The following is an 18,344-nucleotide window of genomic DNA, read 5'->3' on the forward strand; positions in this document are numbered from 1 at the left end:
CTATGCCTTGCCCGCCCCGGGGTCCCGCAGACCAAGCGCAAGCCCCTAGGCCAGAAAGCCCCGGAACTCCGCCACCACCGCCTCATAGACCGCGCGCTTGAAGGGCACGATGGCGCCCAGCATCTCGTCGGCCTTCATCCATTGCCAGCGGGCAAACTCCTGGTGCGGCTGGACGATCTGGACCTGGTCATCGCGCCCCAGGTAGCGCATGGCGAACCATTTCTGCTTCTGCCCGCGATACTTGCCGCCCCAGACCTTGCCCAAAAGCTCCGGCGGCAGGTCATAGGTCAGCCAGTCCGGGGTCTTGCCCAGGACCTCGACCAACCCAGGCCCAACCCCCGTCTCCTCCCCCAGCTCCCGCAAGGCGGCGTCCCGAGGCTTTTCCCCCTCGTCGATCCCGCCCTGCGGCATCTGCCAGGCCGCAGCCGCCCCCGAAGCGGCCCCATCCAGCCTTTGCCCCACGAAGACCAGGCCCGCAGGGTTGATCAGCATGACGCCCACGCAGGGACGATAGGGCAAATCGCTCACTTCGACACCGCTTCCAATCCGCGCAGGATATCGACCGCATAGGCCAGCTGGTAATCCTCACCCCGCAGCTTGGCCGTATCCTCGACCCGCGCGCGATCTTCCTCCAGCTGCTTCTTCTCTTCCTCGGTCATCGAGTCATTCGACAGGATCCCGTTCAGATCGGCCTCCGAGATCTGCTTCGGCGCCTCTTCCTCCTCGGGCTTCACGGCATTCGGATCGACCGCCGGCTGGTTCACCACCACATCCGGCATCACGCCAAGCGCCTGGATCGACCGACCCGAGGGCGTGTAATACCGCGCCGTCGTCAGCCGCATCGCGCCCTCGCCCTTGATCTGGATGATCGTCTGGACCGAGCCCTTGCCGAAGCTCTTCGTCCCCACGACGATCGCCCGGTGATGGTCCTGAAGCGCGCCCGACACGATCTCCGAGGCGCTTGCCGAGCCGCCGTTGATCAGCACGACCATGGGTTTCCCCGCGATCAGGTCGCCGGTCTCGGCATTGAAGCGCTCGTTGTCCTGCGGGTTGCGGCCGCGCGTCGAGACGATCTCGCCCTCGTTCAGGAAAGCATCCGAGACCTGGACCGCCTGCATCAGCAAGCCCCCGGGATTGTTGCGCAAATCCAGAACCACGCCGTTGATCTTGTCCAGGCCGCCCGCCTCTTCGGCGGCCTTCTTCAGCTCGGCCTCAAGGCCCGAATAGGTCTGTTCGGTAAACGACGAAATCCGCAACACCACCGTGTTGCCGACCAAGCGCCCCTTGGTCGCCTGCACCTTGATCGTATCCCGGATGATCGAGACATCGAAGGGCTCCTGCACGCCTTCACGCACCACGGTGATGACCACTTCCGAGCCCAGCGGCCCGCGCATCATGTCCACCGACTGGTCCATGCTCAGGCCCGAGAGGCTTTTCCCGTCCACCGCCGTGATGATGTCTCCGGTCTGGATCCCCGCCTTGTCGGCCGGGGTCCCATCGATGGGCGAGACCACCTTGACCCAGCCATCAGCCTGGGTGACCTCGATCCCGAGGCCGCCGAACTCGCCCTTGGTCTGCTCGCGCATGTCGCCATAGTCGGCCGCGTTCATATAGCTGGAATGCGGGTCCAGCGACGAGAGCATCCCGTTGATCGCCGCCTCGATCAGCTTCTGGCTGTCGGGCTTCTCGACATATTGCCCGCGGATGCGTTCAAACGCGTCGCCGAACATGTCCAGCTGCTGATAGACCTCCAGGTTCGGACCGCCCTCCTGCGCCAACAAAGGCCCGACGAGCTGCGTCGAGATCAGAACCCCTGCCACTGTCCCGCCCAGAGCGGCCATAAGAACCTTGTTCATGCCTTTTTACTCTCCCTCCGGGACGAACCATGCCATCGGGTCGATGGGCTCGCCGTCCTTGCGCAATTCCACATAAAGCGTTTCGCTGTCACTTGCACCAGCCCCCGTGCTTGACAGGATATCGGCGGCAGCGCCCTCCGTCCCCCCCATCAGCCCGAGGGCCGCGCCTTTCGACACGACCTCGCCCACTTCTCCATAGACCTGTTCCAGGCCGCCGAGGATCAACAGATAGCCCTCTCCGGGCTCCAGGATCATCACATTTCCGTAGTCGAGCAAGGGACCGCGATAGCGCACCGTCGCGGCCCAGGGCGCCGTGACCAGGCCCAGGGGCCGCGTGGCCAGCGTCACGCCCGGCCGGGTGACCCCCCGCGCATCGGTTTCGCCCGCCCGCAGGATCACCGGACCCAGCACCGGCCAGGCCAGCCGCCCCTGCATGGCGCCAAAGCCTTCGGCCAGGCCCGTATCGGGCGCCAGCCCCGCCGCAAAGTCGCCCAGCGTCTTGGCCGCCTCGGTCAGGGCCGCAAGCTTTTCGGGGTCGTCGGTGATCCGGCGCGGCAGGTCGGTGCGGTCCGACATGGCCTGGGACAGCGCGGTCCGCGCCTCTTGCACCACGCCAAGCCCTTGCGACAGAACGCTTTCCGCCTGGGCCTGAAGCGCACGCAGGTCGCGCAGCTCCGTCAGGTCGGCGCGCAGGCCCTCGGCCTGGCCCTGAAGCGCGGGGGCCACATCCGACAGGATCATCCCCGAACGCACCGTCCCCAGGGGGCCGGTCGGGTGCAGCAGCAACAGGGGCCCCGGATCGGCCTCCAGGTTGGCCAGCACCCCCAAAAGCTGCGCGACCTCTTGCCGCTTGGCCTGGAACTGCGTGGTCAGCTCGGAGTCCCGCAGATCGGCCTGACGCAGCGCCTCGCGCATCGCGGCAAGGCCATCCTCATAGGCGCGGATCGTGCGGGTCAGCGCCGCGATCCGGTCCTTGGCGCCCTTGGCCGTCTCGAGCCCGGCGACCGAATCCTGCAAGGCCTCCGCCGCCTCCAGCGCCTGTTTCGCCACCGGAGAGGTCTGGGCCGCCAGGGGCAGCGTCGTCAGGAAGAGGACAGCCAGCCATTTCATGCCAAAAGAAGGCTCCGCCCGGTCATCTCGGCAGGTTGCGGCAGCCCCATCAGCGCCAGAAGCGTCGGCGCGAGGTCAGCGAGCCGCCCGCCCGGACGCAGCACGGCGCCCGAGGGCCCGCCGACCAGCACCACCGGCACCGGGTTGACGGTATGCGCCGTATGGGGCTGAAGGGTCACGGGATCGGTCATCAGGTCGCAATTGCCATGGTCGGCCGTGACGATCATCGCCCCGCCCACCTTCTCCAGCGCGGCAAGCGCCCGCCCCAGCCCCTGGTCCACCGCCTCGCAGGCCTTGATGGCGGCGGGCAGGCTGCCGGTATGGCCCACCATGTCCGGATTGGCGTAATTCACCACGATCAGGTCATAGCCCTTCTCGATCCCCGCCACCAACTGGTCAGAGACCTCCCCCGCGCTCATCTCGGGCTGAAGGTCATAGGTCGCGACTTTCGGAGACTTCGCCATATAGCGATCCTCGCCCGCAAAAGGCACTTCCCGTCCGCCGTTCAGGAAGAAGGTCACATGGGGATACTTCTCGGTCTCCGCCAGCCGCAGCTGGGTCTTGCCCTGCGCCGAGACCCATTCGCCGATCGTGTTGCGGATATCCCGCTTCGGGTAAGCCGTGGCCAGATAGGCGCTATGGGCCGTGGAATACTCCACCATCCCCAGAAGCGCCGACCACTGGGGCCGCCCGGCCACGTCGAAATCGGCAAAGCCCGGAGCCCCCACGCCCGCCATGATCTCCCGCGCCCGGTCAGAGCGGAAGTTCAGGCAGAAGAACCCATCCCCATCCCGCGCGCCCTTGTATCCGCCAATGACGGAGGGCGCGATGAACTCATCCGTCTCCCCCTTGGCATAGGACGCCGCCACCGCCTCGGATGCCGTCCCGAAGGCCGCCCCTTCGCCCCGCACCATGGCGGCATAGGCGCGCTCCACCCGGTCCCAGCGGTTGTCGCGGTCCATGGCCCAATAGCGCCCGATGACCGTGGCCACCCGCGCCCCGACCGGAAGCGAGACCCCCAGCTGCTCCACGAACTCCACCGCCGAAGAGGGCGCCACGTCGCGCCCATCGGTCACCGCATGCAAAGCCACCGGCACGCCCAAGGCGGTCAGCGCCCGGCAGGCCGCCAGCACATGGTTGATATGCCCATGCACCCCGCCATCCGAGACCACCCCCATCAGATGCGCCACCCCGCCCGCAGCCTTGACCTTGGCCGCAAAGCCCACGACCTCCTCGTTCAGCGCAAAGGAGCCATCCTCGATGGCCAAGTCGATGGCCCCAAGGTCCATGGCGACCACCCGTCCCGCGCCGATATTGGTATGGCCCACCTCGGAATTCCCCATCTGCCCGGTGGGCAGCCCGACATCCGGCCCGAAGGTCGTCAAGGTCGCATGCGGGCATTCCGCCCAAATACGGTTGAAATGCGGCACATCCGCCTGCGCCGGAGCCGAATACTCCGGCAAAGCCCCAATCCCCCAACCATCCAGAATGCAAAGAACGACAGGTTTCGGCGCGGTCATGGTGAAACTCCTTCAGCTTGCCCCGGTTCTACAAGCGCAGCCCCGCCCCGTCCACTGACCTCGCGCCGCCATGCGAAGACCTTGGCCATCCGGGCCTCTTTCCCATTCATCTTTTCACAAATATCCCACGGGGGTCCGGGGGTGTGAAACCCCCGGCTTCTGAAACGGGTCCGGGGGTGTGAAACCCCCGGCGCCTGCCCCCAAGGCTCACGCCCGGTGATAGGGCGTCCCCGCCAATATCCCCGCCGCGCGGTAGAGCTGCTCCGCCAGCATGACCCGCACCAGCATATGCGGCCAGACCATGGCGCCGAAACTGACCGAGACCTCGGCCCGCGCCCTCACCCCCGGGTCAATCCCATCCGCCCCGCCGATCACGAAAGCCATATCCCGCCCCGCATCGCGAAACCGTGCCAGCACATCTGCAAACTCGGGTGAGCTCATGACCCGCCCCCGCTCGTCCAAGGTCACCAGGGCCGCCCCCGCAGGCAGGGCCCGGGAGATCAGCTCCCCCTCCGCCGCCATGCCAAGGTTCTTCTTGTCCTCGACCTCCAAAACGGACACCGGGCCAAGCCCCAAGGCCCGCCCGGTCCGTTCAAACCGCAAGAGATAGTCCTCGACCATCGCCTTCTCAGGCCCCGACCGCAGCCGGCCCACGGCGATCAGCGTGATCTTCACGCCTCAGGCACCGCGATGGGCCGATCCCGGCAGCCACATCTTCTCCAGCTGGTAGAAGTCGCGGACCTCGGGACGGAAGACATGGACGATCACGTCGCCCGTGTCGATCAGCACCCAATCGCCGGTCTCCTTGCCTTCCATCTTGCAGGTGTAGCGGAACTTTTCCTTGATCTTGTCGGCCAGGTGCTCCGAAATCGAAGCCACCTGCCGCGAGGACCGGCCCGAGCAGATCACCATGTAATCCGCCACGTCCGAGCGCCCGCGCAGGTCGATCTGCACCAGCTCTTCGGCCTTGTCGTCGTCCAGGCTCTCCAGCACGGCGGCCAGAACGTCATCGGCGGAGTAATCCGGCTCGGCCATGCGGGGCGTGCGGGCGCCGGTCGGCAGACCGGTCTTTTGATCGAAGCTCGTCAGGGCAGGGCCCTCCTCAGGTGATCTTCGGCCAGTCAAGCCGAAAGGAATGCGAATCTCAAGGGGGCGCGGATAGACTGAATGAGGCCCCCCCGCAAGCTCCGGCCCCAAGGAATCCTTGAACCGCGCGCGATTTGGCTATATCTGCCCGCCCATGATGCGGTTTTTCGACATGGATGACCACGCGCGCCTGCCCTGGCGCTTTACCCGTGACACGCGGTCGGTTCTTGCACGCGCCTGACCGGGCGGTGCGCTGAAGCGCACCCTGCGCCTGAATTCCCAAAGCCAATCCCAAAACAGGAGAGAGCCATGGCTCCCCGCACGCTTTATGACAAGATCTGGGACGACCACGTCGCCCATGAGGCCGAAGACGGCACCTGCCTGCTCTATATCGACCGCCACCTCGTCCACGAAGTGACCTCCCCCCAGGCCTTCGAAGGGCTGCGCATGACGGGCCGCACGGTCCGCGCGCCGGAAAAGACCATCGCGGTGCCCGACCACAACGTCCCCACGACCGTGGACCGCGCCAATGCCGCGACCATGACCGAGGAATCCCGCATCCAGGTCGAGGCACTCGACAAGAATGCCAAGGATTTCGGCATCAATTACTACCCGGTCTCGGATGTCCGTCAGGGCATCGTCCATATCGTCGGGCCGGAGCAGGGCTGGACCCTGCCGGGCATGACCGTGGTTTGCGGTGACAGCCATACCGCCACCCATGGCGCTTTCGGTGCGCTCGCCCATGGCATCGGCACCTCGGAAGTGGAACACGTTCTGGCGACGCAAACGCTGATCCAGAAGAAGTCCAAGAACATGAAGGTGGAAATCACCGGGTCCTTGCGCCCCGGCGTCACTGCCAAGGACATCACGCTTTCGGTCATCGGCGCCACCGGCACGGCGGGCGGCACCGGCTATGTCATCGAATATTGCGGCCAGGCGATCCGGGAACTGTCCATGGAAGGCCGCATGACGGTCTGCAACATGGCCATCGAGGGCGGCGCCCGTGCGGGCCTCATCGCCCCCGATGAGAAGACCTTCGCCTATTGCATGGGCCGCCCCCATGCGCCGAAAGGCGCCAAGTGGGAGGCCGCTTTGGCCTATTGGAAGACGCTCTTCACCGACGAAGGCGCGCATTTCGACAAGGTCATCACGATCAAGGGCGAGGACATCGCCCCCGTCGTCACCTGGGGCACCTCGCCCGAGGACGTGCTGCCGATCACCGGCGTGGTCCCCTCGCCTTCGGATTTCACCGGCGGCAAGGTCGAGGCCGCGCAGCGCGCCCTTGACTACATGGGCCTGACGGCGGGCCAAAAGCTCACCGACATTGCCATCGACACGGTCTTCATCGGCTCTTGCACCAATGGCCGGATCGAAGACCTGCGGGCGGCTGCCGCCATCCTGAAGGGCAAGAAGATCAAGGTCAAACGCGCCATGGTCGTCCCGGGTTCGGGCCTCGTCCGCGCCCAGGCCGAGGAAGAGGGCCTGGCCCAGATCTTCATCGACGCCGGTTTCGAATGGCGCATGGCGGGCTGCTCGATGTGCCTCGCGATGAACCCCGACCAGTTGCAACCGGGCGAGCGCTGTGCCGCGACCTCGAACCGCAACTTCGAGGGCCGTCAAGGCCGCGGCGGTCGCACGCACCTGGTCTCTCCGGGCATGGCGGCTGCGGCCGCGATCACCGGTCACCTGACCGATGTGCGCGAGCTGATGTAAGGGCGGCGCAGCAAGGCGAAGGCGTTCAGGGCGATCAAGGTCAGCCCTGACACTTCGAAGAAGAAGTTCAACCGCAGGCCCTGAAACCTTGTGCTGATCAAATGGTCCACGTCATGAAAGCCCACTGCCCTGACTGCGACGAACCCCGCCACGACGGCCAGGCCCAATATGGCCAGGCCGTTGCGGCGCAGGTCTCGGCGCATCAGGACCAGGCCAAGGACAAGGCCCAGGACGGTCAGCACCAACAGGCCCAGGATGAACTCGCGCTGCACGGTCTGGCGCTCTTGATACCAGCCCTGCAACTGCGCCATGCAGCGGCCGACGGCCGTGACGGCGCTTTGCAGGTCAAGCTGCTTGTTGATGGCCAGAAAGGTCATCAGCACCAGCATCAGGGCCCAGAACTTGCGCTCGCGCCCCGGGGCCATGCGTCGCACCAGGGCCAGAGCCAGGAACGCGCAGGCCAGGTAGGCCGCCACGGTCAGCCATCCCGTCGCATTGGGATCGCCGATCACCGGCTGCCACCGCGCCCCCGCGCAGCGCATCACTTCGCCCCAGACCAGATCGTCAAACATGTCATCCCGTGGTCGTCTTCGACCGCGCCCTGAAATCCCGGCGCTCAGGCTAACGCCCCCGCGCCGCTACGGAAAGCCAAAATCCATGGACAAATTCACCAAGCTGACCGGCATCGCGGCCCCCATGCCGCTCGTCAATATCGACACCGACATGATCATCCCCAAGCAGTTCCTCAAGACCATCAAGCGGTCGGGCCTGGGCGTGAACCTGTTCGACGAGATGCGCTACAATCTCGACGGGTCCGAGATCCCCGATTTCGTGCTGAACCAGCCCGCCTATCGCCAGGCGGAAATCATCATCGCGGGCGACAACTTCGGCTGCGGAAGCAGCCGCGAGCACGCGCCCTGGGCGCTTCTGGATTTCGGCATCCGCTGCGTGATCAGCACGTCTTTTGCCGACATCTTCTACAACAACTGCTTCAAGAACGGCATCCTGCCCATCGTCCTGCCCCAGGACGCGGTCGATGTGCTGATGGAAGACGCCAAGAAGGGCGCCAACGCCCGCCAGACCGTCGACCTCGAGGCGCAGACCGTGACGACCTCGGACGGCAAGGTCTTCTCGTTCAACGTCGACAGCCACCGCAAGCACTGCCTCTTGAACGGGCTGGACGATATCGGCCTGACGCTGGAGAAGGCGGCTTCCATCGACGCCTACGAGGCCAAGGCCGCGCAGACCTTCCCCTGGGCCTGAGCGCAACCCGTAGCCCGGGGTATACCCCGGGTTACCCGATCCAAGGACAAAGCCTCGGTCCGCGCAGACCTTCCCCTGGGCGCAAGAGCAACCCGTAGCCCGGGGTATACCCCGGGTTGCCCCCCCGTCAGATCCGCAGCCCGCGCGTGATCTCGGCCAGGGCCTCTTTCTGCCGAGCCGTCAGGCCGCCGCTCCCCGCCAGGACCCCGTCCTGCACCAGGTCCATCAGCCCGCCCAGGTCCTGCGCACCCCGCAGCTTGTAAAGCCGCCGCACGCCGCGCGCGATGGCAGGCTCCGCCCCGCCGCATTGGCCCACCAGCCAGCGCGCCAGCACCAGCATCTCGTCGCTTTCGTCCAGCGTGATCCGGTTGTTCTGCGCCAGGCTCGCGCTGATCTTGGCCACCTGCTCGCGCAGAGGAGCCCCGTCCAGCTCGACGAAGCCCGCCGCGATCATCGCCATCAAGACGCGCGGATCCTCGACCGTCTCGACCGGATGGACATTGGCCCGCCCCTTGAAGCCAAAGCGCCGGGCCGCCAGCCGCACCTCTTCCGCCGCATCCAGAAGCGCCACCGCCCCCTGGCGCCCCCGGTTGAACCAGAACCACCCGGCCACCCCGGCCCCCAAAAGCATCAGCAAAAACGGCATCTTCGCAAAACTCCACATCTGGTAGCGCACCAAGGCTAACCCCATAGGCCGCCGCGCCAAAGCCCAAAATTTGATTCAATCCTGCAACACCTTGACCCCGAAACCGCCCTTTCGGCGCGTCACGGTAAACAGACTGTTGCTAGCTCTGGCGAAAGAAGGCAGAAATTGGGCAAGATTGAGGCAATCTCCCAGCAAATCTGGGGCAATACTGGAACAAGGGACCGGCAAAGCACCGGTTCCGTCTGGGCAAAAGGGGCAGGCGCTGTGGTTTCGCGTCTAACAGGGGCCGCCGTGCGGTCACTTCTGGTGATGCTTGCCATCGCCACGCCGACCGTCCTTCTGGGCGATGTCAGCGCCGACAGCCAGCAGGTTGCGGCCCTCGTCGCCCTTTGCGCCGGCGTCCTGACCTTTGTCGAATACAACTCCGCCTTCCCCTCGCTGGTCGAGTTCCGCGACGCCGCCCCCTTCAACCGGCTGCGCTTTGGCATGTTCTTCCTGACGCTCTTCTGCCTTTCGGCCATCGAGCGCGGCCGCACCGACCCCTCGACCCTGACCGAGCTGATCCATGCCATCGGCGCGCTGATCGGCATGTCGATGGACTTCCCCTTCTCGCCCGTCCGCCTGGCCACGCTGATGATGGCCCCCGACCTCACCTCGGCCCAGGCCGGAGCCGTCCGGACCGCCGCCGGGATGGCCTATCTCATCTCATTGTTTTCGCTGGCGATCTTCCTCATCATCGTGAAGCTGGGCGGCTGGCCCCGCAAGGGCGCGCCCTTCAACGTCTGGGTCAACCTGCCGACCTTCGACCCGACCTCGGGCGGAGACGTCGTGGCCCGCCTGACCCGCGACGCCCGCGTCAACATTGCCTTCGGTTTCCTGTTGCCCTTCCTGACCCCCGCCGTGGTCTTCATCGCTCAGGCCGGGTTTCAGCCGCTGGAGGCCACGCGACCCCAAACCCTGATCTGGACCATGACCCTATGGGCTTTCCTGCCTGCCAGCCTCTTCATGCGCGGCATCGCCATGGGCCGCGTCGCCGACATGATCCGCGAACGCCGCGAGACCGGGCAAAATCTGCCGGTCTTGGTCTCCTCGCCGGCTTGATTCTGGCCCTCCCGGCCCAGGCCGATATCAAGCTCGCGACCTGGGACAGCGGCATGTCGCAGCGCGGCCCGGGGCTCCTTCTCCACCGCCTGACCCGCCAGGACGGCCCCGAGATCGAGGCCAGCCTCCAGGTCATCGAGGCGCTCGATGCCGATATCCTCCTCCTGACCGATATCGACTGGGACCTCAGGTCGCAGACGCTGAATGCCCTGAACGCCCGCCTCAAGACCCCCTATCCCCATGTCCTGGCGCTGAAGCCCAACACCGGCATCCCCTCAGGCCTCGATCTGAACCATGACGGAGCCCTCGCGGGCCCCCGCGACGCCTTGGCCTATGGGCTTTTCCCCGGCCAATCCGGCATGGCTTTGCTCTCGCGCCTGCCCATCGGTCAGCCGGAAAGCTTCACCGACCTCCTCTGGCGCGACCTGCCCGGCGCCAACCTGCCCCCCGACCTGACCGAGGAGGAGGCCGCCCTCCTCCCCCTCTCGACCTCGGGCCATTACGTCATCCCGATCGACCTCGGCGACAAGACCCTGACCCTTCTGGCCTATGCCGCCACCCCTCCGGTCTTCGACGGGCCCGAGGATCGCAACGGCCGCCGCAATGCCGACGAGACCGCGCTTTGGTCGCGGCTCCTGGACGGCTCCCTCGGCACCCCGCCCCAGGCGCCCTTCGTCGTCATCGGCAAGCCCAATCTCGACCCCTATGACGGCGACGGCATCCCCGCGCCGATCCTCGCCCTGATGGCCCAACTCCAAGACCCCGAGCCGCGCGGCCTCGCCCCGCCCGATGGCGGCAACGGCGACCCCGCGCTCGACACCTCCCGCCTGAAATCCGGCGAGGGGCTGCGGGTCGACATGATTCTGCCCTCGCGCGACATCGAGGTCACCGGCGCGGGCGTCATGTGGCCCGCGCCGAATGACCCGCTGACCCCGCTGCTCGAGGCCGCCTCGCCTCACCGCCCGGTCTGGGTGACCATCGCGGAGTGACCCGGCAGATGTTCCCGCAGCACCACGTCCAAAGGCGTGGCGCGGAAGTCGGGGAACAGCGCCTGCACCGGCGCGGGGTCCAGGCTGTGGGAGTGGTCATAGAGATAGCGCATCTCGCGCAGCTCCCGCGCCAGCTCCCAAAAGGGCGAGGCCAGGGTCATCAGCCACCAGGGAAAGCCCCCCAGCCTCTGCTGCTGCCCGGTCAGGGCCTCGATCCGCTGGGCGATATCCTCGGCCGAGAGCGTGAAGCCCGCAAAGGGCAGGTCCGTAAAGGCGGGGAGGCTCTCCCGCGCCTCCGCCAGCCGGACGGCCAGCCGCCCAAGGTCGGGCAGATAGCCATAGGCCCGCTTCCCCCGCCCCAGAACCGCCACCGTGCCCGGCGTCTTCAGCATCACCATGCGCCAGATCGTCCCCGGCCCGTCGCCCACGAAATCCCCCGCCCGCAGGATCGCCACCTTGACCCCCTGCTCGGAAAGCGCCCGGTAATCCCGCTCCATCTGCACCCTTATCGCCCCCTTGCGGGAACAGGGCACCTGAGCCGTCCCCGGCCCCCAGACCCCCGGCTGCACGCCATAGGTATAGACATTGCCCGGCACGATCAGCATGGCGCCAGAGGCCCGCGCCGCCGCCGAGACCTCCGCCGTGATCGCCGGGATCAGATGCGCCCAATCGTGATACTTGGGCGGGTTCAGCCCGTTGACGATCACGTCCTGACCCCTGGCCGCCGCCACCATGTCGCCGCCGCGCCGGAACCGCGTCACCTCATGCCCCGAGGCCGCAAAGGCCTCCGCTGCCGCCTTGCCGAAATTGCCGCCCGCGCCCAGAACCAGAACCTTCATCGCAACCTCCATTTGGTTGCCCCCTTGTTGCCCATAAATCTGCGCATGGGTATTGCCGAAATCCCTTGGAGGGATATACACAAACGCATGACTCCGGATTGGACCCTCCTCCGCTCCTTCCTGACCGTGGCCGAGGCGGGCTCGCTCTCCGCCGCCGCCCGGGTGCTGCACCTGACCCAGCCCACCCTCGGCCGCCACATCGCCGAGCTTGAAGCCCAGCTCGGCACCCAGCTCTTCACCCGCTCCCCCCAGGGCCTGACGCCCACCGAGACCGCGCTGGCCCTCCTTCCCCCCGCCCGCCAGATGCGCGAGGCCGCCGCCCGCCTCTCCCTCGCCGCCGCCGGACGGCAAGAGAGCCTGCAAGGCACCGTCCGCCTCACCGCCTCCCGCGTCGTCTCGCACCACATCCTGCCGCCGATGCTGGCCCGGCTGCGGCAACAGGAACCCGGGATCGAGATCGAGCTTGTCCCCTCCGACACGCCCGAGAACCTCCTCTTCCGCGAGGCCGACATCGCACTGCGCATGTTCCGCCCGACGCAGGAGGACGTGGTGACACGCCACCTCGCCGACCTGCCCATGGGGCTTTACGCGGCCAAGACCTACCTCGACCGCCGGGGCCGCCCCCAGTCGCCCGAGGACATGGCAGCCCATGACCTGATCGGCATGGACCGCTCCGACCTCGTGCAGCGGATGCTGGACTTCCTGAAAATCCCGCTGAAGCGCGGCGATTTCCCGGTGCGCTGCGACGACCAGCTCGTTTACCTGAACCTGATGCGCGCAGGTCTCGGCATCGGCGGCGCGCTGCGTCTGATCGGAGACGCCGATCCGCTCCTGGAGCCCATCGCCTTCCTGAACCTCCCCGCGCTGCCCGTCTGGCTGACCGCGCCAGAGGCGCTGCGCCAGACCCCCCGCATCCGCCGCACGCTCGACCATCTGGCAGCCGAATTCCTAACCCTGCTTGACCCCGGCGCCCCCAAAGGCTAGGCCAACCGCGACCAATTCAGGAGGCGAAAATGGCCAACCCTTCCATCCTCATCCTCGCCGGAGACGGCATCGGCCCCGAAGTCATGGCCGAAGTGAAAAAGATCATCGGCTGGATGGGCGCGAAACGCGGCATCCATTTCGACGTCAGCGAAGACCTCGTGGGCGGCTGCGCCTATGACGCCCATGGCACGCCGCTGACGGACGCGACCATGGCCAAGGCGCAAGAGGTCGATGCCGTCCTCCTCGGCGCTGTCGGCGGGCCGAAATACGACAAGCTGGACTTCTCGGTGAAGCCCGAGCGCGGCCTTCTGCGCCTGCGCAAGGAGATGGACCTCTTCTCGAACCTCCGCCCCGCCCAGTGCTTCGACGCCCTCGCCGATTTCTCGTCCCTGAAAAAGGACGTTGTGGCCGGGCTTGATATCGTCATCGTCCGCGAATTGACCTCTGGCGTCTATTTCGGCGAGCCGCGCGGTATCTTCACCGAAGGCAATGAGCGCGTGGGCATCAACACCCAGCGTTACACCGAAAGCGAAATTGCCCGGGTGGCGCGGTCGGCTTTCGAACTGGCCCGCAAGCGCAACAACAAGGTCTGCTCGATGGAGAAGGCCAATGTCATGGAATCGGGCATCCTGTGGCGCGATGTCGTCCAGGAGATCCACGACAAGGAATATCCCGACGTCCAGCTGTCGCATATGTATGCCGACGCGGGCGCCATGCAGCTCTGCCGCTGGCCCAAGCAGTTCGACGTCATCGTGACCGACAACCTCTTTGGCGACCTTCTGTCCGACATGGCCGCCATGCTGACCGGCTCCTTGGGCATGCTGCCCTCGGCCTCGCTTGGCCTGCCGCAGGCCAATGGCCGCCCCAAGGCGCTTTATGAGCCCGTCCACGGCTCCGCCCCCGATATCGCGGGCACGGGCAAGGCGAACCCCATCGCCTGCATCCTCTCCTTCGCCATGGCGCTGCGCTATTCCTTCGACATGGGCGAGGAAGCCACCCGGGTTGAGAAGGCGGTCGAAAAGGTCCTGGCCGACGGTGTCCGCACCGCCGACCTGATGGGCCCCGAGGGCGGCACGCCGGTCAGCACGTCCCAGATGGGCGATGCCGTCCTGGCCGCGCTGGACGCCAGCCTGTAAACAAAAGGCCCCGGCTCAAGCCCGGGGCGCCTTTGCCTTGGGGGCCGGGGTCATTCCCGGCCCTTTGCCATGGCTCATTTCGGCGTGAAGGCCTCGATCTTCTTGACCAGCTCCAGCGCGGCCTTGGCCAGCTTCTTGCGGATCTCCTTGGTCTTGTCGTCATCTGCCGACAGCTTCATCGTGGAGGTGTCAAAGCCCTGGAACTTCTTCAGGTCGGCCCAGAATTCCTTGTTATAGGCATCCAGCTGCCTGACGCTGTTCGACACCGAGCGGCCGTTCTGCTTGACCAGGTCATTCCACTCTTGATTCGTCCCGTCCGAGGCCACGAAGGTCGTGACCGACTTGATGAACTTGGTGAGCGAGGGGGCCAACTCCTTGGCAGCCTTGTCGTAAATGCCCTGGATGCGCTTGCGCGAAATCTCGATTTCCGCGTCCAGGTCGATGCTCCGGCAAGTGACCGAGAGGAGATCGGCCTTCTTGGCGATGATGCCCGCCGCCTTGGCGGCATCCGTCATCTTCAGCTTTGCCAGCTTCTCCTGGGCCTTCGTGGCAACCGAGGCGATGACCTTCAGCTGCGCGGCATAGGGCATGACCTTGTCCTTGTAATAGGCCCGGGCCTTGGCCTTGGCCTTTTCCAGGTCGTCCCAGGTTTTCGGGGCAAGCTGTTCGGTGGTCAAGGCTGCGGTGTCGATGGCCTTCTTCAGCGCCTCGGCCTTGTCGAGTTCGGCCTTCAGGCCGGTCTTGACCAATTTGGCCAGCTTGCCTTTCTTGACTTGCCAGTCCTTGTCCGTCAACTCGACAGGGTAATTCATCAGAGCGGTGGGACTTACGCCGGCCATTGGTCAATTCCTTGCTGTTGTGGTCAGAAGAACCTAGCCATGAGGCTTGATTGCGTTAAGGGGAAATTCCGCGCAATTTTTCCCGCCTAGTCCGGCCGGTGCTCCGCAATCGCCTCGGTCTGGCGCAAGGCCTGTTGCAGGACGGCAAGCCTTTTGGTGCGGTCGATCTCCTCGACGCCCTCCAGCTTCAGCGCCTCGATGTCGAAGCTCTGGAACATCTTGAACTTGTGCCAAAAGCGCGCGCGGTAATCGGGCAGGGCCGAGACGATCTGGCTCAGGCGGTGGCCCTCGGGGCGGATCACGGCCTGCCAGTCGGCGGCGCGCTGGGGGCCATGCTCATAGGTGCGGGCGGCGCGGATCAGCCTTGCGGCCGCGTCATCCACCATCAGCGCCGCCTTGTCGCTGCCCGCCACGATGCGGGCCCGGGCGGTCTCGTAGTCCTCGCTCCAGTCGATACCGGCGCAGGCCTGGGCAAAGGCCGTCGCCGCCCGCGCGACGTCTCCCGCCGCCCGTCCCATCTCCGAGCCCTTGGCCCCCGCCTCGACCCGCCGCGCCACCCGGGCCACGGCGCCAAGCTGGTCCTGCAGTGGCAGGAGCCGGGAGGTCAGATGCTCGCGGCTCTCGTCGACAGAGCGTTCCAGCGCGGCAAGGCTTTGCGGCCTGCGGGAAGAGGGCAAGAGCGCTGCGACCTCGATCCGGCCATGAAGCCGTTCGGCCTGGGCCAGCTCCGACCCCAGGGCGCCGCCACGGGTCGCCCAAGCCGCTGCCGTCAACTCGGGCGGGTAAACGCCAAGTGACAAGGGGCTGACGCCGGACATGAACCCACCTCGAAAGCGGCCAAGGTTACCCCAGCCCATTACCGATACCGACACAAGATGCAACAGATTTGGGCGGCGCCAAGGCGGGCTTCAAGACCGGGTGGCAAAAGCACCGCGTTTTTCGCCGAAAACGGGAAAAACGACCCAAGTTTGGCGGATTGTGACGGGAAATCTTTACCTTTGGCGGATATCGGAGGGGCATCATGACCCTATCCCCCCCTTTGCGCGGCAGCCTTTTGGCGCTGGCCTCCTTTTGCGGCTATGCCTGTTGCGACGTGTCGCTCAAGGCCCTTGGCGCAGCCAACCTGCACAGTTTCCAGGTGGCCTTCCTCTCGGCGCTCTGCACCTTGCCCTTCGTGCTGGGCCAGATCTTCTGGTCGCACCGGGCCGAGCTGACGCCCGCCGCCTTCCGCCCCGCCCTGCCGGGGCTGACGCTTCTGCGCGGGCTGATCACGCTCTGCGGGTCGGGTTTCGTGACCTATGCCTTCACGCATCTGCCCCTGGCGGAGTGCTACGCGATCTTCTTCACCATGCCCTTGCTGATCACGCTTCTCGCCTGGCCCATGCTGGGGGAGCCTATCGATCCCAAGCGCGGTGTCCTGATTCTCTTGGGCTTTGCGGGGGTGCTGATCGCGCTGCGTCCGGGCTCGACGCATTTCCAGCTCGCGCATCTGGTGGCCGCCTGTGGCGCGGTGACCGGGGCGCTGAACTCGCTCCTCCTGCGCAAGATCGGGCACAGGGAGCGGTCTGGCGTGATCCTCCTCTACCCCGTGCTCTTCCAGGCCGGCGTCGGTGCCTTCCTCGCCTATACGGTCTGGATGCCGCTCACCCTGCATGACTGGCTGATCGGGCTGCAGATCGGCGCGCTGGGCACGCTGTCGGGCGTCCTGATCATCGCGGCCTACCGGACCTCTCCGGCCATCGTCGTCGCACCGATGCAGTATTCGCAGATCGTCTGGGCCTCGGCGCTTGGGGTGATCTTCTTCGCCGAGATCCCCAAGGCCGAGACGATCTCGGGCATTTCGGTGATCATCGCGGCGGGGCTTTTGATGCTTTGGCTGAACGGCCGCCGCCCGGCCTTCCGAAAATCGCTCGCCTAGACGTTTCGCCCTTGCATAGCTTTGCAATCAGGGCGAAACCTCTGCCGTCTCCAAATCAGGTCTCCCATGACTCCCCGTCAGAACAACCTCCACGGCGCAGGGCTGGCCCTTGCGTCCTTCGGCATTTACGCGACCGGCGATGCCATCGTGAAATACATGGGCGCCTCCTATAGCCCGTTCCAGAACATCTTCTTCTCCTGCCTCTTCTCCTTCCCCCTCGTCGCCATCATGCTGGCCGGCGATGGGCGCGAGGGCAACCTGATCCCGCGCAAGCCCGGCCTGATGGCGCTGCGCTCGATCCTCGGCGTGGTCAATATCCTCGCGGGCTTCACCGCCTTCGCCTATCTGCCCATGTCCGAGGCCTATCCGATCTTCTTCGCCGCCCCCATCCTGGTGACCCTCTTCGCCATCCCCATGCTGGGCGAGCGCATCGGCTGGCAGCGCGGCGCGGCCGTGGTCCTGGGCATGATCGGCGTCGTCACCGTCCTGCGGCCCGGAGAGGCGAACCTCGGCTTCGGCCATCTCGCGGCCATCACGGCGGCGGTGATCTTCGCCTTCAACTCGGTCCTGATGCGCAAGACCGGCGGGTCCGAGCGCACCGTCGTCCTGATGATCTACCCGATGTTCGCGAACCTCCTCGTCACCGGCCTCGCCCTCCCCTTCGTGTACGAGCCCATGCCCATCGCCCATCTGGGCCTCCTCGCGGGCATCGCCCTGACCGGCTTTCTCGGCGGCATCCTCTCGGTCGCAGCCTACCGCCGCGCCCAGGCCGCCGTCGCCGCCGCCATGCAATACAGCCAGATCATCTGGGCCACCTTCTTCGGCTATCTCCTGTTCGACGACAGTTTCGACAGTGCCACGATCATCGGCACCGCCATCATCATCGCCTCGGGCATCTGGATCGTCCTGCGTGAGGGCACGCCCACGGTGAAATCCGCCCGCGTCGTCTCCGAGACCAAGGGACGCTTCGACCTCGGCGTCCTGCCGCGCCTCTCGCTCTGGTCGCGCCTGCCCGCCCGCCTGACCGGCCGCGACGAGGGCCCCGGCGATCACTCGTGAATCTTCACGCCAAGGCATCGCGCCCCCTTGCAAATCCCAAGGGGGCGCGGTAACTCCCGCCCCACGGTCGGAGTGTAGCGCAGTCTGGTAGCGCACCTGCTTCGGGAGCAGGGGGTCGGAGGTTCGAATCCTCTCACTCCGACCAGTTTCCCCAAAATCGCCGCGTAGGATGACTGTTCACAGTCACATCATCGCGCGCCCATGCCCTCCCCTTCTCCATGGGTTGTCCTGTATCCATTGCGACGTCGCAGAAAACTCTGCACATTGGGACAGGGATGATCAGGA

General features: G+C 66.0%; 20 protein-coding genes and 1 tRNA gene. 10 read left to right on the forward strand and 11 right to left on the reverse strand.

Annotated elements, in window-relative coordinates; all coding sequences use genetic code 11:
• Positions 1 to 45: 45 nt before the first annotated feature.
• From GV832_RS07270 to rsfS, 6 genes are all read right to left on the reverse strand, one after another.
• Entirely contained in the window at positions 46 to 546 is a 501-nt protein-coding gene (locus GV832_RS07270) for an RNA pyrophosphohydrolase (protein WP_354001940.1), read from the reverse strand.
• Positions 525 to 1,856 carry a S41 family peptidase gene (locus GV832_RS07275; protein WP_168774177.1) on the reverse strand — a complete coding sequence of 444 codons (1,332 nt, stop codon included), beginning with the start codon at positions 1,854 to 1,856 and terminating at the stop codon, positions 525 to 527. The genes GV832_RS07270 and GV832_RS07275 overlap by 22 nt, the downstream gene beginning before the upstream one ends.
• Before the next feature lie 6 nt (positions 1,857 to 1,862).
• Complete coding sequence (locus GV832_RS07280) at positions 1,863 to 2,966, reverse strand: murein hydrolase activator EnvC family protein (RefSeq protein WP_168774178.1); 1,104 nt, start codon at positions 2,964 to 2,966, stop codon at positions 1,863 to 1,865.
• A complete protein-coding gene (gene gpmI, locus GV832_RS07285; RefSeq protein ID WP_168774179.1) occupies positions 2,963 to 4,486 on the reverse strand; it encodes a 2,3-bisphosphoglycerate-independent phosphoglycerate mutase in 1,524 nt (507 codons plus the stop codon). Before gpmI ends, GV832_RS07280 begins: the two co-directional genes overlap by 4 nt.
• A 207-nt stretch (positions 4,487 to 4,693) precedes the next feature.
• Complete coding sequence (gene rlmH, locus GV832_RS07290) at positions 4,694 to 5,161, reverse strand: 23S rRNA (pseudouridine(1915)-N(3))-methyltransferase RlmH (RefSeq protein WP_168774180.1); 468 nt, start codon at positions 5,159 to 5,161, stop codon at positions 4,694 to 4,696.
• A 3-nt stretch (positions 5,162 to 5,164) separates the two neighbouring features.
• Positions 5,165 to 5,521, reverse strand: coding sequence for a ribosome silencing factor (gene rsfS / locus GV832_RS07295; RefSeq protein WP_168774181.1), 357 nt, complete (start codon positions 5,519 to 5,521; stop codon positions 5,165 to 5,167).
• A 169-nt stretch (positions 5,522 to 5,690) separates the two neighbouring features.
• Between rsfS and GV832_RS22310 the strand changes: the two genes are divergently transcribed.
• Both GV832_RS22310 and leuC read left to right on the forward strand, forming a co-directional pair.
• Positions 5,691 to 5,813, forward strand: coding sequence for a hypothetical protein (locus tag GV832_RS22310; protein WP_265332501.1), 123 nt, complete (start codon positions 5,691 to 5,693; stop codon positions 5,811 to 5,813).
• Positions 5,814 to 5,881: 68 nt separating this feature from the next.
• A complete protein-coding gene (gene leuC, locus GV832_RS07300; protein WP_168774182.1) occupies positions 5,882 to 7,285 on the forward strand; it encodes a 3-isopropylmalate dehydratase large subunit in 1,404 nt (467 codons plus the stop codon).
• On the opposite strand, the gene GV832_RS07305 is transcribed toward leuC, so the two are convergent.
• Positions 7,255 to 7,857: a hypothetical protein gene (locus GV832_RS07305; RefSeq protein WP_168774183.1), complete on the reverse strand. Its 603-nt coding sequence runs from the start codon at positions 7,855 to 7,857 to the stop codon at positions 7,255 to 7,257. The two genes, leuC and GV832_RS07305, sit on opposite strands and share 31 nt — an antisense overlap.
• 85 nt (positions 7,858 to 7,942) lie before the next feature.
• Here GV832_RS07305 and leuD point away from each other — a divergent pair, with 85 nt between their 5' ends.
• Entirely contained in the window at positions 7,943 to 8,548 is a 606-nt protein-coding gene (gene leuD, locus GV832_RS07310; RefSeq protein ID WP_168774184.1) for a 3-isopropylmalate dehydratase small subunit, read from the forward strand.
• A gap of 127 nt (positions 8,549 to 8,675) precedes the next feature.
• Here leuD and GV832_RS07315 read toward each other — a convergent pair whose 3' ends face one another.
• Positions 8,676 to 9,239, reverse strand: a complete 564-nt coding sequence (locus tag GV832_RS07315) for a cytochrome c-type biogenesis protein CcmH (RefSeq protein WP_168774185.1) — start codon at positions 9,237 to 9,239, stop codon at positions 8,676 to 8,678.
• Positions 9,240 to 9,458: 219 nt separating this feature from the next.
• Here GV832_RS07315 and GV832_RS07320 point away from each other — a divergent pair, with 219 nt between their 5' ends.
• Together GV832_RS07320 and GV832_RS07325 are read left to right on the forward strand one after the other, a co-directional pair.
• Entirely contained in the window at positions 9,459 to 10,295 is an 837-nt protein-coding gene (locus GV832_RS07320) for a hypothetical protein (RefSeq protein WP_435531745.1), read from the forward strand.
• Positions 10,292 to 11,284 carry an endonuclease/exonuclease/phosphatase family protein gene (locus GV832_RS07325; protein ID WP_354001938.1) on the forward strand — a complete coding sequence of 331 codons (993 nt, stop codon included), beginning with the start codon at positions 10,292 to 10,294 and terminating at the stop codon, positions 11,282 to 11,284. Before GV832_RS07320 ends, GV832_RS07325 begins: the two co-directional genes overlap by 4 nt.
• Here the strand turns inward: GV832_RS07325 and GV832_RS07330 are convergent.
• Entirely contained in the window at positions 11,251 to 12,123 is an 873-nt protein-coding gene (locus tag GV832_RS07330) for a Rossmann-fold NAD(P)-binding domain-containing protein (RefSeq protein ID WP_227754285.1), read from the reverse strand. The two genes, GV832_RS07325 and GV832_RS07330, sit on opposite strands and share 34 nt — an antisense overlap.
• Before the next feature lie 87 nt (positions 12,124 to 12,210).
• Here GV832_RS07330 and GV832_RS07335 point away from each other — a divergent pair, with 87 nt between their 5' ends.
• Together GV832_RS07335 and leuB are read left to right on the forward strand one after the other, a co-directional pair.
• On the forward strand, positions 12,211 to 13,107 hold the full coding sequence (locus tag GV832_RS07335; RefSeq protein ID WP_168774188.1) for a LysR family transcriptional regulator: 897 nt from the start codon (positions 12,211 to 12,213) through the stop codon (positions 13,105 to 13,107).
• A gap of 29 nt (positions 13,108 to 13,136) precedes the next feature.
• A complete protein-coding gene (gene leuB / locus GV832_RS07340) occupies positions 13,137 to 14,243 on the forward strand; it encodes a 3-isopropylmalate dehydrogenase (protein WP_168774189.1) in 1,107 nt (368 codons plus the stop codon).
• 74 nt (positions 14,244 to 14,317) lie between these two features.
• On the opposite strand, the gene GV832_RS07345 is transcribed toward leuB, so the two are convergent.
• Both GV832_RS07345 and GV832_RS07350 read right to left on the reverse strand, forming a co-directional pair.
• The gene (locus GV832_RS07345) at positions 14,318 to 15,055 is read right to left on the reverse strand and encodes a hypothetical protein (protein WP_168774190.1); all 738 of its coding nucleotides are present in this window, start codon (positions 15,053 to 15,055) and stop codon (positions 14,318 to 14,320) included.
• Positions 15,056 to 15,168: 113 nt separating this feature from the next.
• Positions 15,169 to 15,900 (reverse strand): hypothetical protein, encoded by a 732-nt coding sequence (locus GV832_RS07350; protein WP_168774191.1) that lies wholly within the window; start codon positions 15,898 to 15,900, stop codon positions 15,169 to 15,171.
• Positions 15,901 to 16,103: 203 nt separating this feature from the next.
• On the opposite strand from GV832_RS07350, the gene GV832_RS07355 reads away from it, so the two are divergent.
• The 3 genes from GV832_RS07355 (at position 16,104) to GV832_RS07365 (ending at position 18,204) form a co-directional block, all read left to right on the forward strand.
• Positions 16,104 to 17,000: a DMT family transporter gene (locus GV832_RS07355; RefSeq protein WP_168774192.1), complete on the forward strand. Its 897-nt coding sequence runs from the start codon at positions 16,104 to 16,106 to the stop codon at positions 16,998 to 17,000.
• 66 nt (positions 17,001 to 17,066) lie between these two features.
• Positions 17,067 to 18,059: a DMT family transporter gene (locus GV832_RS07360; RefSeq protein WP_168774193.1), complete on the forward strand. Its 993-nt coding sequence runs from the start codon at positions 17,067 to 17,069 to the stop codon at positions 18,057 to 18,059.
• Positions 18,060 to 18,127: 68 nt separating this feature from the next.
• Positions 18,128 to 18,204 (forward strand) — tRNA-Pro (locus GV832_RS07365).
• The last annotated feature ends 140 nt before the right edge of the window (positions 18,205 to 18,344 follow it).

Source organism: Stagnihabitans tardus (genome assembly GCF_009925085.1).
Taxonomy (GTDB): domain Bacteria; phylum Pseudomonadota; class Alphaproteobacteria; order Rhodobacterales; family Rhodobacteraceae; genus Stagnihabitans; species Stagnihabitans tardus.